We start from the raw sequence: 13,131 nt of genomic DNA, 5'->3' as shown, positions 1-13,131 counted from the left end.
CGAGCGTCAAGATCTCAATTTTTCCTTCTAAACCACTGTTTATAGGGCACTTATCTATGAACTCACCACGGAGCCAGCAACTTGTCTCTGCTCGTCAATCGATGGACGTTGACTTCAAGTAACGATAATATACACTCGTAACCTCCCCTAAAGTCGAGTCTACGCATGTCAGCCCTCCCAGTGAAACGTCAATCTCTTCGCGCTCTACTGCTGTGTGTCTTCGCGCTGGCCGGCTGCGCCGTCGGTCCCGATTACGCGCCTCCCAGCGTCCAGATGTCGTCGGCGTTTAAAGGCGCACCGGCGATCAACGATCGTGCAGGCGCGCCAACGCCAGAGTTGGCGCGATGGTGGACAGGATTCAACGATCCAGTGCTGAATCGCGTGGTCGCAACGGCGCTCGCGCAGAACCTCACGCTTGCGCAGGCAACTGCACGAGTTGCGCAGGCACGAGCGACAACGCGTGCCGCTCGCGCCGCCTTGCTGCCTACGGGACAACTGAACGTTCAGGCAGCAGAAGCCCATCAGTCGTTGGAGGACCCGTTGGGAAGGGTTGAAAATTCGCAGCCTGGCTTTGATCGCAACTCGCGGCTCTACCAGGCAAGCGCGGGCTCCAGTTGGGAAATCGACGTGTTCGGAGGGCTTCGGCGAAACGCCGAGGCCGCACAGGCCGACTACGAGGCGGCCCAGGCAGCAAGCGACGCGGCGCGGCTATCTGTTATTGCGGAAACGGCCGACACCTACGTGCTGGTCCGTACGGTGCAAGCACGTCTTGCTCTCGCCCGCGAGCAAACGGCGACGCAAAACAGACGCGTCGATCTGGCGCAGCTTCGATATTCGCGAGGCGTCGCACCAGAGTTGGAATTGCGTCAGGCGCAAGGAGAACTTGCCACGACCGCCGCCAACGTTCCCGCTCTCGAAGCGGCGCTCGTATCCGCACGTAATGGGCTCGACATTCTGATGGGCATCGAGCCCGGCACTGCAGACGAAGCCCTGGATTCGCCCCGATCGATTCCACAGGCGCCGGGAATCCAGACCGCAGAAGGTCCGCCGTCGCTGTTGCGCCGACGACCGGACGTCATCGTCGCCGAGCGGCACCTGGCTGCGTCGAACGCGCGAATCGGGCAAGCCCTGTCCGAGTACTATCCGAAGCTTTCCTTGTCCGCGCTCGTTGGCTCCGCGACGACGGTTGCCGGCAATTTCTTTACCGGCGACGCCGCGCTGGCGCAAGGAGTCGCCGGACTGCGGTGGAGATTGTTCGACTTCGGCACCGTGGATGCCGAGGTTCAGGCGGCCAAGGGGAAAAACGCGGAAGCACTCGCCGCTTATCGTTTGAGCATCCTTCAGGCCACCGCCGACGTCGAAGATGCCTTCTCCCTGGTGGTCAAACGCGAGGCTCAGGAGCAGCAACTGGCTCTCGGCGAAACGGCGCTACGGCGTGCTCGCGCGTCGGCCCTTGCGGCCTATCAGGCCGGGTCCGAGAATTATTTGCAGGTGCTGGATGCGGACGACCGATTGCAGCGGGTTCAGGACGCGAGAATTGTGGCTCAATCGGACGCCGCACGCGCCGTCGTCGCCTCGTTCCTGGCCTTGGGAGGCGGTTGGGATGAGTGAAGATATCAGCGGGTGCCCTGCCGAGACCGGACCGAAGCTAGAATCGGCTTTGGATTGGATTCGAGGCGGGGCTGCCTCTTTGCAGGAGGTAAAATCTGCTTCGGTGCCTCGAAGCGGCTCCTTTTTCAGCTTCTCGCACGAACAGAATCGGACTGATCGGGAAGGCAACTTGCGACAGAGCTTCTCGACCCAAGTGATGAAACCGTTGAAGGTGAGTGACGTGTCCAGATGCGGACGTCGCATACCGCGAGCCTGAAGGGTACTTGAGAGGAGCGAACGGCGCGGTTGGACGCTCGTGTTCACAGTCGCATCCGGTCGCATTCGTCGATCAATTGCACGGAACGCACGGCGCGCCTTTCAAATTGGGCGACCACCTCTCTTAATGCATTGCCACCCGGCAAATGAAGGATATGGCAGAGTTTATCGAAACCACTGATGGCGTCCCAACCGGTCAACGAGGCCCAGCAGAGCATGAGCGGCGCGCTCAGATTCTCAAGGCGGCTGACGAACACTTTCGTCACTATGGCTACTCGAAGACAAGCGTCGCCGCTCTTGGACGTGCAATCGGTGTATCTGCCGCCTATATCTATCGCTTTTTCGACTCCAAGCAGGCCATCGGCGAAGCCGTAGTTGCGCAGGTGTTGAGCGAAATGGATGCCGGTCTGCACGAGATTGCCGCTGGCCCCGAACTGGCCACCGCTCGCTTGCGTCGATTGCTCCTCTCAATGATGCAATGTAGTTGCGACCGGTTTCTGAAGGATCAGAAGGTCCACGAAATCGTTGTGGTCGCGATGGAAAACAATTGGTGCGCCACGGTCGACCATCAACATGCCGTCGAGAAAGCGATCCGTCAGGTCATTATCGATGGCCGGGAGTCTGGAGAGTTCGAGAGGAAATCACCGCTGGACGAAATATGCAGCGCAATCGTAGCGGCGTCGTTGTGTTTCTCGCATCCGAAATTACTTGAATCGGAGTCGAACGAAGAACTCGATCGCCGCCTGACGATTGTGACGAGCCTGGTGTTGCGCAGCCTCGCTCCCTGAGGCAGCGTCATCTGAGCGGCCTCCCGCAGCAGCGGCCAATAGCTCTACTGCAACGCTTTGCCGTGACGGAGCCCGATCGTTGAGAGAACTCAACCGCTCATGGCGCCCAATACGCCCATGATTTCTTCAGCGAGTAGCAGGCTCGCAAGGCCGTGCCCGTGTTTCTCGCGGCGAACGAGGGAAAGGGTGTTTTTACTGAACGCCCGGTCGCGAATCTGCCGATAGGTGAGAAGCTCCTGGCGATGCTCCTCCGCGATATCGAACTTGCTGAGAAAGGCAATGCTCTCGCTGCCGGCGGCAAGGCGCTTCATCGTCTCGATCGAATTCGTCCGAAAGGCCGGCTCGACGTTCAGTCCCGCTTCCTGAAAAGTATCGGCAACGATGCCGTGCATCAGCATGGATCGGTCAGCGAAGATCAGCGGGTAAGACGTGCAGAAGGCAAGCGGTATCGACTCCATACGCGCCAATGCATGCGTTGGCGCGATCACAGCCCCGAGGCTCGTGTCCATCTCCCACAGGCTTTCCAATTGCGGTGAAGGCGGCAGGTTGAAGCCGAGACCCAGATCGGCTTCGCCATTACTAAGCGCATCCGCGATTTCGCGCGTGAACATAACCCTGATCGAAATCTGGATGTGAGGGTGGCTCGCGCAGAAACTCGTCGCGGCCGTGGAGGCGATTCCGCTAGCCAGGCCTGTCACGGTCGCGATGATGACCTCGCCTTTCTGCAGCGTCTTGAGATCGCGTATCTCCGCTTCGACCTGGCGGTATTCGAGGATGGTTTTGCGCACATGGGCAAGGAGGATCTCTCCGGCCGGCGTGGGCCGCAGTCCGCGCGGCAAGCGCTCGAACAGCGGTTCGCCGATCTCCTCTTCGAGAAGCAGAAGATGTTTGTTGATGGCCGACGGAGCAATGTGCAGCTTTTCGCCGGCAGCACGGATAGAGCCGGAACGCGCGACCTCGTCGATGTACCGCAGCAACCGTGAATGAAGCATGTCCGTCTGTCCCCCAAGGTGGCTTCAGCGTACTCGAAAAGTGCACGCTCCGTACAAAAAACGCTTCTTTTTATAAACGCTCCGATCGGTCCTAATGACACCAGCCGCGACCGTAGGCGCCTGGAAGTGGCAAGGTATCGCCTGTTCCAGGCGGCCTTTTCGACACCTGGATCGACTCAAGGGTGTTCGTTGCAGCGCGGCAAAGATACGTCCGAACTAATTTAGGAAGAGAGACAATCATGTATCAAGAAGTCAGCGAGAGAAGCGTCACGGCAGCGGGACCGCATGGCGAGGTCAATGCACACTACGATCAGGTCAAAGCGATCTTTGAGGTGCTCAACGGCAGGAAGGAGGCCGACCTTCTCCTGAAGAATCTGAACATCCTCGATGTCCACAGCGAATCGGTTTATCAAGGGTCCATTCTCGTTTACAACAAGCGCATCGTCGCCTTGAATCCCGACGAAACGGCTATCAAGGTCCGCGAGGTTTTCGACGGCGAAGGCCTTTACGCCATTCCGGGTCTGATCGACGCTCACGTTCACTTCGAAGCCCAGTTGGCCCATCCGGCCGCGTTTGCCGAAGCGATTGTTCCTTGCGGCACGACCACCATTTTCTCTGAATGCCTCGACTTCGTGAGCGCGGCAGGCGCAGACGCGGTGCAGGCCACCGAGCAGCTTTTTAAAGACCACGAGCGCCTGCCGTACCGCGTATTTGCGTTTGCACCGGGCAAGAAAACCTCGGTCGAAGTCACCGATGCCTTGCTGAAAATGGACCCCGTCATCGGTCTCGGCGAACTCGCGCACCTGACCTATAGCGTGGGCAATGACGACGACTTCCGGAAATCGGCGCTGGGGCGCGCCAAGGGCGGCTTCATGAACACGCACTGGGGCGTGACCACACTGTCGGACATGATGTTGAACTACATGCCCGCGATCGGCGCTTTCGCTAACCATGATGTGTGGAAAGAGGACGACATCGAGAAAAGCGTGCGCTATGGCCTGCAGACGCAAATCAAGTTCGGCGTTGGCAGCCCCGAAGTGATCAAGATCATGCTGCGCGCCATCGTCAAACGGAAATGGCCGGCCGAAAATTTCCAGCTGTGCGCCGACAACATTTCGGTAGACCGGCTGTTGACGAAGGGCCACATGGACTGGATCGTCTCGCTGTGTGCCGAAATGGGCGTCGAGCCGATCAAGGCGATCAAGATGGCCACGCTTTACACGGCGCGCGCGTTCCGGATGGACAACAAGTTCGGTTCGCTGACGCCGGGCCGCTTCGCCGATATCGTGCTGACTGACAGCCTCTCGAAGATCAACCCGCGCTTTGTCTTCAAAGACGGCGAGTTGGTGGCCAAAGATCGCAAGCTGCTGAAGCAGGCCGACATCGATTATTCCGGCATGGTCAGAACAGCAGTGCCGGGTCTCCAGGACCTGACGCCGGAACAGTTGGACCTGGTACCGCTGGAAATCTCCGCGGATGGTCAGCAGGCCAAGGTGTATCTGTTCGACGTCTATGGCCGAGGCCACGAAAAGTTCTACCAGGAAGTGTGGGTGCCATTCCGGGACGGCAAGGTCGTCGCTGAGTTTGGGGGTACCAGACTCAACCGGATCTCGGTTGTGCAGCGTTATGCCAACGGCAAGCGCCACGTGGTCAATGGTCTGTTCAAAGGCGTGTATATCGATCGCGGCGCCGTGGCGACGTTCTGGCCGGCGCCCAAAGCCTACTTCGTGGCGGTGGGTCAGGATAGCGCGGAAATGTGCCATTGCCTTCGGGAAGTCGACGGCTATGCAGGGGGTTGCGTCGTCACCGAGAATAGACAGGTGAAAGCCGTACTGCCCCTGGAGATCTACGGTGTCCAGGCCAACATGAACCTGACGCAGTTGGTCGCGGCAACCCGCGAGATCGACGCGGCCCTGGCGGCAATGGGCAACCGCAACGAGGGCGAGCCCGTGGTGAACAAGCTACTAACGTTGTTCATCTCCCTCGACCGTTTCGGCTTCATGGCCTGACGTAGACCGACAGTAGCAGCAGGCCGCAGGAGGCTTGAGTCTTCGGCGGCCTGAGGAGCGAAGGTGGAACCGGCGCGGTCGAGCGGGCACGCCGCAGGATACCCCCACAATAGCCTGGCGTACCGTCGTTGATAGGGGCGTACGGCAACGCACGAAGCAGGCAGACAACGAAGGGACAGTCATGGCGCACCATGCAAGGGAAGCTGAAGTCATCGATACCGGCAGGCTGACACGGCGTTGGTTCACCTACGTCGTCGGCATTTACATATTGACCATGGGGATCAGTCTGGCAATCAGGGCAGGCATAGGTATTTCGCCGCAAAGCAGTCTGACCCGCACCATGACACTGGTGTACCCGCGTCTGAGCCAGGGAACGTACAACTTCATGCTCGAGTTGTTCATGTTGTTTCTCACATATCTGGTTGCGCGCAAGGACTTCACACTGAAGAACTTTGCCTCGTTGATTCCGGCATTCGTGCTGGCGACGTGCTTGGATCTGAACCTGATGCTGACCCGGTCGATCGGCTTCCAGGACTATTTCATGAAGTTCCTCTTGCTGGCGTTCGCTGATGCGTTGCTCGCGTTTGGCCTGTTCCTGATGATCCGCGCGAATCTCGTACTCATGCCGATCGACATGTTCGTCAATACGCTTTTCAAGCGAACCGGCTTCAGATGGGGGGACATCAAGACGAGTTTCGATTGCACACTTCTAATTATCAGCGCTGCAATCGGCTTCGCGCTTCTCGGCGGTCCCAGATTTATTCGCGAAGGCACGTTCATGAACGCGATTCTGGTGGGACAGTACATCAAACTCTATTTCTTTCTGTTCCGGAAAATTCAAACGACGATTTTGTCCTATCAGCGAAGATCGCTGGAACATCGAACTTACTGATTCCACGTAACGGATTATTGAAGTGCGTCGTCGTGTGATCGCCTGCGGTTCGCTTCCGGCGCCCAGCCGGATCTAATCAGTAACCGCAGGGCGAACACCGAATCCAGTCGCACCCGCCCGTTGCTGCTTCCGCTATGACTCCGATTTCGAGACGCCGATCATGACGTCGGCATTCACTCGACCTTTGAATAGAGAAGAGAACACACTATGCTCACGGAACGCGCTCGCATTATCACGCCGAAAAGCATTTTTCGAATTGCCGTGACCGTCGTTTCCATAACAATAGGTACGCCGGCACATGCACAATCGAGCGTACAGCTATATGGAATCGTCGATACCTGGGTCGGGATTCAGAAGTACCCGAGCAAATCCGTCAGTTGGCAGGAAGGCGGTGGCGGCTTGTCGACTTCCTTCTGGGGGTTCGGCGGCAAGGAGGATCTGAGTGGCGGTTACAAGGTCATTTTCGCTATCGAGGGCTTCTTCCGCCCGCAGAACGGCGCGTATGGTTCTTTCAACGGCGATCCGCTCTTCTCGCGCAACGCTTACGTCGGACTCTCGACACCTGCGGGTACGATCACGCTGGGACGTCAGAGCAGTCTGCTGTATTTGCAGGCCTGTCAGTTCAATCCCTTCTACGCGTCTTTCACGTTCTCGCCGACCATTGTCCAGATGTACGCCGGGCTGGGTACCTATCCCGCGTACAAGACGGATCAGGGAATCGTCGGCGGCACCGCCTGGAGCAATGCGATCCAGTACGCCACGCCCGAGTTGCACGGTTTGAGCGGACACGCCATGTACGCATTCGGCGACAGCAGCACGGGCAATGGGAGCAAGCAATATTCAGTACAGGCGTCCTATCGCAATGGTAATTTTGCGGCTGGAGCCGTCTATCAATACGCGAACTTCAACTCGACGGCCGGCGATCTGAACGCCCTACTCAAGGGATTTCATAGCCAGTCGGCAGCACAGTTGGCTGCCTCCTATGAATTCTCCATCGCCAAGCTCTATGGCGAATACACCTATACGAACAACAACGTGATCAACAGGAATTTTCACGTCAATATGCTCGAAGCCGGGCTGACGGTTGCTGTCGGCATCGGCAGAATTCTCGCTTCCTACGCCTATTCGCGCGATTCCGGTGGACTCAACCAGACTCGCCAGACTGCGTCGCTGGGATACGATTACCCGCTTTCCAAGCGAACCGACCTCTACACGGTGTATATGTCCGATCGCTTTGCCGGAATGTCGTCAGGTGAGACTGCCGGAGTCGGGATTCGCTCCCGGTTCTAGACCTATCCGCGCACATCGGTGAAATTCCAGCGGTGCGGCCCGATCGCATCTCGCCCTCAGGCCGCAGCGCCGACGCTTATTGCAACCGCGCCTTCAACTCATTTGCGAGCTGCCGGGTAGCCGCCTTAGTCGGTGCATCGTTCGCCAACGCATTCAGCAAACCGAAATCATGAATCGTGCCGTCGTAACGCACGGTTGTCGCCTCATCACCGGCCGCGTCGAGTTTGCGACCATAAGCCTCGCCTTCGTCACGCAAGACATCGTTCTGCGCCACCTGAATCAGTGCAGGCGGCAGCCCTTTCAACTGATCCACCGAGGCGCGCAACGGTGACGCATAGATCTCATTACGCTGGTTTTGATCCTTCGTGTATGCGTCCCAGAACCACTTCATCATCGGGCGCGTCAGGAAGTGGCCTTCCGGAAAGGCGTTATACGATCCATTGTTGAAGTTGTTATCCGTGACGGGCCACATCAAACCCTGGAACCGGATGCTCGGGCCGTGCTTGTCTTTCGCCATCAAGCTGACCACCGCCGCCATGTTGCCGCCCACGCTATTGCCGACCACAGCGAGCCGATTGCCGTCCACACCGATCTCGCTGCCATGTGCGGCCACCCACTTTGTAGCGGCGTACGCCTGGTTGATTGCAACCGGATAGCGCGCCTCGGGCGACGGGGTGTAGTTCACGAAGACAGCGACCGCGCCGGACTGCACCACGAGGTCACGCACCAGTCGCTCGTGTGTCGGGAAGTCGCCGAGAATCCAGCCACCGCCGTGGAAAAACATGAACACCGGCAACGTACCCGTCGCGCCCTGCGGCTTGACGATCGTAATCGGCACGCTGATGCCGTCCTGCTCGATCGTCTTGCTGGACACATCGATACCGGAGAGGTCCACTTTCACGCTGCTCTGCGCACCGACCAGTACCTCACGCGCCTTTGCCGGCGACAGCGTGTTGATTGCCGGCCCGGTGCCACTGTTAAGCGCGGCGAGGAACTGGCTGGTGACGGCGTCGGGCGTTGCCGGATTCGCCGCTGCGGCGAAACTTGTGTTGGCGGCGAGAACGGCGGCGGCAAGAATGAGGGGCTTGAGGGTCTTCATGGTCGGCTACTTCCAGTTGATTAGTTGAGTTTGTTTAAAAGCAGGAGGGAATGCAGCCGCTCAAACGAGCGTGAGCGTCACGTCGATATTTCCGCGAGTAGCGTTCGAGTAAGGGCAGACGACATGCGCCTTGTCGACAAGTGCCTGAGCTGCGTCGCGCTCCATGCCCGGCAGCGAAATCTTCAGCTCCACTTCGATACCGAAGCCGTTCGGGATCGCCCCGATGCCGACGCTCCCGTCGATCGCGACATCCTTCGGAATGGCGATCTTGTCGCGCGCCGCGACGAACTTCATTGCGCCGAGAAAACACGCGCTGTAACCCGCGGCGAACAATTGCTCGGGATTGGCACCTTCGCCACCCGCACCGCCCAGTTCACGGGGCGTAACGAGCTTGAAGTCGAGCTTGCCTTCGGGCACCACGGCGCGGCCGTCGCGGCCCCCAGTGGCGTGAGCGTGAGCGCGGTAGAGAACGTTTTCAATCGACATGATGAGACTCCTGAAAGTTAGAAATATCAATCTACTACTAGGTAGATTTTCAGTTACAAAAAAGACCACGATCTAACGTTTAGGCCGCGTTGCTTATCTATATGTAGATAGACAAACAGACCCAATAAAGAGGTGGCTGCCCACCTCCTTGCATTGCAATTACCTGACAACCTTCACCGTGGTCTCGACGTCTTCAAGACGAGCCTTGGTCTTAAACAAACGGCTTGCCAGCACACTACCCTGATAAGCGGCGAAAAGCGCACGCGCGGCGTTTTCGGGCTTGCCATTGACCGCCAGTGTGCCTTCCTCGACGCCTTGCGTTAGCACCTTGGTGAGCCACCGCTCATTGGCCTTGAAAAAAGCCTGCACCGCCTGCCTGATGTCGTCCGGCAGCGATTCGATATCCGCTGCCAGCATGCCGCACAGGCAGATCTGATCGCCGTCGCCCAAGGTCTTGCCGAACAGCTTGGTGTACTTGCTGAGCTTGGCGTCCGCGGGCAATGTGTCGCCAATCGCGTTCATCGAACTCAGCACTTCGTCACTGTACGAACTGACTGCTTCCAATACCAGATCGTCTTTCGACGGAAAGTAGTAGTGGATGCTCGCCGTCTTGATTCCAACCAGGTTGGACAGGTCCCGGTAGCTGAAACCGTTGTAGCCGCGCAGCATGATGAGCGTGACTGCGTGGTCCAGGATCTGCGAGCGTACGGGCGATGGCGTGTTCATGGACTGAACTTTATCTACCTGCAGATAGATAGTCAACAGTTTTTTTCGCCCGTGCGTGACACGGGCGCTCGTGGGTTCAAAACGGTCTGGGTCGACCTATGCGCTGGCCTTCACTTTGACCCCGGCGTGGGCACCCACCTTGCTCAACTCAAACGGCGTGTCCCGCAACCGCTGCCCCGTCAACCCGAACACCGCATTCGCCACCGCCGGCGCGACCGAAGGGCTCGACAACTCCCCGACCCCGCCCGGTTTCGCCGGATCGCCCTGCACGATCTGAATATCGATCTCGGGCATATCGGTCATGCGCATCACGCGATAGGTATCGAAGTTCTTCTGCTCGACCTGCCCGTGACGAATATCGATGCGATCGCCAGTAGCATGTCCCAAGCCCCACATCAGCCCGCCATACAACTGTTCCTCGACACCACCTGGCGACACGGCCAGGCCGCAATCCGCGACGCAGGTGAGTTTTTCGATCACGACGCCGTCTCCGTTACGCTTCACTCGCGCAACCACGGCCACATAGCTGCTATAGGCCTGATTCGTCGCAACACCTAGCGCCGTGCCGGGCGGCAACGGCTTACCCCAGCCCGCGCGTGCCGCAGCTTCACGCAAAACAGCCCGATGACGCGGGTCCTTCATATGCGCGAGCCGAAAGTCGACCGGATCGCGCTTGCCCGCGTGAGCGGCCTCATCCATGAACGACTCGACGGCGAACACGTTCGGGATATAACTCACCGCGCGATACCATCCGGTCGGCACGCCCGTTTCATGACGCACCCAGCCAATATCGACATGCGGCGCGTCATAAGCGAACTCATACTTGCTGATCGCTTCCGTGGTGCTGTAATCCATCCGGTCAGCACGATCGAAGTAACCCGGCTCCCACTGTTCCGGCGAAGCAGGCATCACCGCGCGCAATTGCAGCGTGCTGAGATTGCCGTGTGTATCGAGCACGGCCTTCCCTCGGTGATAGCTCGCCGAGTGATAGTAAAGCGCGCGCATTTCATCCTCGCGGCTGTTCATCAGCTTGACCGGCTTGCCGACCTTCAGCGCGAGCCACGTCACTTCGAAGAGCCAGTACTTCGATTCGCGCGAGCCGAAGCTTCCGCCCGACACGAGCTCATGCAACACAACGCGATCCGCGGGAATAGCGCCGATCACTTCGGCCGCCTCCTGTACCGTCGAGGGCACTTGCAATCCACCCCAGTACTCGATGCCGCCGTCTTTCGTCCACGCAGTGACGTTGATCGGCTCCAAAGGATTCTGCGCTTTATAGGGCATCGAATACGCCGCCTCGATCACGCGTGCGCCGTGCGGCCATGCGGTGCCCGCATCGCCGTGCTGAATCGTCGGTACGACGCGCGCAGCGGGATCGTCCAGCCATTTAGCCTGCTGCGCGGCAAGCGTGCTGCTGTCGAACGTCTCGAGCGGACTGTCGTCCCACTCCACCCGCAGCGCTGCTTGCCCCTTATGCGCCGACCAGTAGTCATCGGCCAACACAGCGACACCTGCCTGATTGCCACCGAGAATATCCGGCCGCCCAGGGATCTGCACGATCTGCCGCACACCCGGCACGGCCAACGCGTCTTTGGCATCGACGCTGCGCACACGCGCGTTGATCACCGGCGCGCGCGTGACCACCGCCACGAGCAATCCCGGCAACGACACGTCGATGCTGTACGGAAACGCGCCCATCGCCTTCTGCGCGGCGCCGCGTTTCTTCTGCAATTTGCCGATGTATCTGAACTGGGACGGATCTTTCAACGCGACGTCTTTCGGCGCCGGCAATTGCGCGGCGGCACTCGCCAGCGAACCATAGTTCGCGCGCTTGCCGCTCGCTGCATCGACCACGAAGCCGTTGTCCGTCGTCAACGCCGACGGCGCCACATTCCATTGCTTCGCGGCGGAAGCAATCAACATCGCCCGCGCGGTCGCGCCCGCACGTCGCAAGCGATCGTATTCGAGCGACACGCTGGTGCTGCCGCCCGTCGAAAACACTTTCCACAGCGGATGAATGTACTCGCCAAAGAACGGATTCTCCGGCGTGATCACGTCCACACGAAACGGATCGACGTCCAGCTCTTCCGCCACCACCGCAGCCAACGCGGTGCGCGTACCGGTGCCGGAGTCATGCTTGTGGACCACCAGTTTGATCGTATCGTCGGGCAGCACCCGGACCCACGCGTTCGGTTCGAATTCGCCGGCTAACGGCTGCGGATCGCCGCTGACGTTTTCCCCCTTCGCCAGCGCTTGCGGCAATTGAAAACCAATCGCAAGCCCCGAGGCCAACAGCGCCGAGCTCTGCTTGATAAACCGACGGCGCGCCGCGCCGCGCGGGTTTGAAAGCGCTTCGTTATCGTGGCCCATTCAAGCCTCCTCAGCCGTAGCGCGAGACGCGCATGCCGCCGTGCATGCGGGCATCACCACCTCGGCCAGCGCCGGATCGCCCGACGCGGCCCGCTTGATCGCCTTGCGAATCCGCGAGTAGGTTCCGCAGCGACAGATGTTCCCCGACATCGCCGTCGAGATGGTTTCGTCGTTGACGGTCGGCTTGTCCTTGAGAAACGCGGCCGCCTGCATCAACTGCCCGGACTGACAGTAACCGCACTGCGGCACATCCTCCGCAACCCACGCCAGTTGCAGTGGATGCCGGCCGTCTTTCGACAGACCCTCTATCGTCGTAATGTTCTTACCGGCCACCGCCACCGCCGGCAGCAAGCACGAGCGCACCGCCTCACCTTCCAGATGGACGGTACACGCGCCGCAAAACCCACCGCCACAGCCGAACTTCGTGCCGGTCAGCCTGAGCCGGTCGCGCAACACCCACAGCAGGGGCATGTCTTCCGGTACATTGTCGAGCGAGTGCCGCGTGTCGTTGACCACGATCTCGATCATGTGCTGTCTCCTGAATGTCGTTGTGCGACGCGGCGAGTGCGAGGGCCGCACGGGCCGCGTGCTTGCGGCCATTATTGAAAGCCGT

11 protein-coding genes are annotated in these 13,131 nt (G+C 59.3%); 5 read left to right on the top strand and 6 right to left on the bottom strand.

All coding sequences use genetic code 11. The features are described 5' to 3' along the window. Positions 1-165: 165 nt before the first annotated feature. Positions 166-1,611 carry an efflux transporter outer membrane subunit gene (locus BX591_RS32060; RefSeq protein WP_111935332.1) on the top strand — a complete coding sequence of 482 codons (1,446 nt, stop codon included), beginning with the start codon at positions 166-168 and terminating at the stop codon, positions 1,609-1,611. Between the two features lie 410 nt (positions 1,612-2,021). Beyond that, entirely contained in the window at positions 2,022-2,654 is a 633-nt protein-coding gene (locus BX591_RS32055; RefSeq protein ID WP_111935365.1) for a TetR/AcrR family transcriptional regulator, read from the top strand. 89 nt (positions 2,655-2,743) lie between these two features. On the opposite strand, the gene BX591_RS32050 is transcribed toward BX591_RS32055, so the two are convergent. Further along, on the bottom strand, positions 2,744-3,646 hold the full coding sequence (locus BX591_RS32050) for a LysR family transcriptional regulator (RefSeq protein ID WP_111935331.1): 903 nt from the start codon (positions 3,644-3,646) through the stop codon (positions 2,744-2,746). A 239-nt stretch (positions 3,647-3,885) separates the two neighbouring features. On the opposite strand from BX591_RS32050, the gene BX591_RS32045 reads away from it, so the two are divergent. The 3 genes from BX591_RS32045 to BX591_RS32035 all read left to right on the top strand — a co-directional run bounded on the left by BX591_RS32045 (position 3,886) and on the right by BX591_RS32035 (position 7,837). Next, positions 3,886-5,655, top strand: a complete 1,770-nt coding sequence (locus BX591_RS32045; protein WP_111935330.1) for an amidohydrolase family protein — start codon at positions 3,886-3,888, stop codon at positions 5,653-5,655. Between the two features lie 181 nt (positions 5,656-5,836). After that, entirely contained in the window at positions 5,837-6,547 is a 711-nt protein-coding gene (locus tag BX591_RS32040; RefSeq protein ID WP_111935329.1) for a YczE/YyaS/YitT family protein, read from the top strand. Between the two features lie 207 nt (positions 6,548-6,754). Next, positions 6,755-7,837: a porin gene (locus BX591_RS32035; protein WP_111935328.1), complete on the top strand. Its 1,083-nt coding sequence runs from the start codon at positions 6,755-6,757 to the stop codon at positions 7,835-7,837. A 76-nt stretch (positions 7,838-7,913) separates the two neighbouring features. Here the strand turns inward: BX591_RS32035 and BX591_RS32030 are convergent, their stop codons facing one another. The 5 genes from BX591_RS32030 to BX591_RS32010 all read right to left on the bottom strand — a co-directional run bounded on the left by BX591_RS32030 (position 7,914) and on the right by BX591_RS32010 (position 13,046). After that, entirely contained in the window at positions 7,914-8,936 is a 1,023-nt protein-coding gene (locus BX591_RS32030; protein ID WP_111935327.1) for an alpha/beta hydrolase, read from the bottom strand. A 60-nt stretch (positions 8,937-8,996) separates the two neighbouring features. Further along, a complete protein-coding gene (locus tag BX591_RS32025) occupies positions 8,997-9,422 on the bottom strand; it encodes an organic hydroperoxide resistance protein (RefSeq protein WP_111935326.1) in 426 nt (141 codons plus the stop codon). Positions 9,423-9,581: 159 nt separating this feature from the next. Continuing rightward, the gene (locus BX591_RS32020) at positions 9,582-10,148 is read right to left on the bottom strand and encodes a TetR/AcrR family transcriptional regulator (RefSeq protein ID WP_111935364.1); all 567 of its coding nucleotides are present in this window, start codon (positions 10,146-10,148) and stop codon (positions 9,582-9,584) included. Positions 10,149-10,244: 96 nt separating this feature from the next. Then, positions 10,245-12,518: a xanthine dehydrogenase family protein molybdopterin-binding subunit gene (locus BX591_RS32015; RefSeq protein WP_111935325.1), complete on the bottom strand. Its 2,274-nt coding sequence runs from the start codon at positions 12,516-12,518 to the stop codon at positions 10,245-10,247. Beyond that, positions 12,519-13,046 carry a (2Fe-2S)-binding protein gene (locus tag BX591_RS32010; RefSeq protein ID WP_111935324.1) on the bottom strand — a complete coding sequence of 176 codons (528 nt, stop codon included), beginning with the start codon at positions 13,044-13,046 and terminating at the stop codon, positions 12,519-12,521. It lies immediately after the preceding gene. Positions 13,047-13,131 lie beyond the last annotated feature (85 nt).

The organism is Paraburkholderia bryophila (genome assembly GCF_003269035.1).
Lineage (GTDB): Bacteria > Pseudomonadota > Gammaproteobacteria > Burkholderiales > Burkholderiaceae > Paraburkholderia > Paraburkholderia bryophila.
This window is presented reverse-complemented; position numbering and strand designations above follow the sequence as displayed.

Excerpts from the sequence above, each read along its gene's own strand:
- BX591_RS32060 (WP_111935332.1), top strand. The coding sequence starts at position 166 with ATGTCAGCCCTCCCAGTGAAACGTCAATCTCTTCGCGCTCTACTGCTG.
- BX591_RS32055 (WP_111935365.1), top strand. The coding sequence starts at position 2,022 with ATGGCAGAGTTTATCGAAACCACTGATGGCGTCCCAACCGGTCAACGA.
- BX591_RS32050 (WP_111935331.1), bottom strand. The coding sequence starts at position 3,646 with ATGCTTCATTCACGGTTGCTGCGGTACATCGACGAGGTCGCGCGTTCC.
- BX591_RS32045 (WP_111935330.1), top strand. The coding sequence starts at position 3,886 with ATGTATCAAGAAGTCAGCGAGAGAAGCGTCACGGCAGCGGGACCGCAT.
- BX591_RS32040 (WP_111935329.1), top strand. The coding sequence starts at position 5,837 with ATGGCGCACCATGCAAGGGAAGCTGAAGTCATCGATACCGGCAGGCTG.
- BX591_RS32035 (WP_111935328.1), top strand. The coding sequence starts at position 6,755 with ATGCTCACGGAACGCGCTCGCATTATCACGCCGAAAAGCATTTTTCGA.
- BX591_RS32030 (WP_111935327.1), bottom strand. The coding sequence starts at position 8,936 with ATGAAGACCCTCAAGCCCCTCATTCTTGCCGCCGCCGTTCTCGCCGCC.
- BX591_RS32025 (WP_111935326.1), bottom strand. The coding sequence starts at position 9,422 with ATGTCGATTGAAAACGTTCTCTACCGCGCTCACGCTCACGCCACTGGG.
- BX591_RS32020 (WP_111935364.1), bottom strand. The coding sequence starts at position 10,148 with ATGAACACGCCATCGCCCGTACGCTCGCAGATCCTGGACCACGCAGTC.
- BX591_RS32015 (WP_111935325.1), bottom strand. The coding sequence starts at position 12,518 with ATGGGCCACGATAACGAAGCGCTTTCAAACCCGCGCGGCGCGGCGCGC.
- BX591_RS32010 (WP_111935324.1), bottom strand. The coding sequence starts at position 13,046 with ATGATCGAGATCGTGGTCAACGACACGCGGCACTCGCTCGACAATGTA.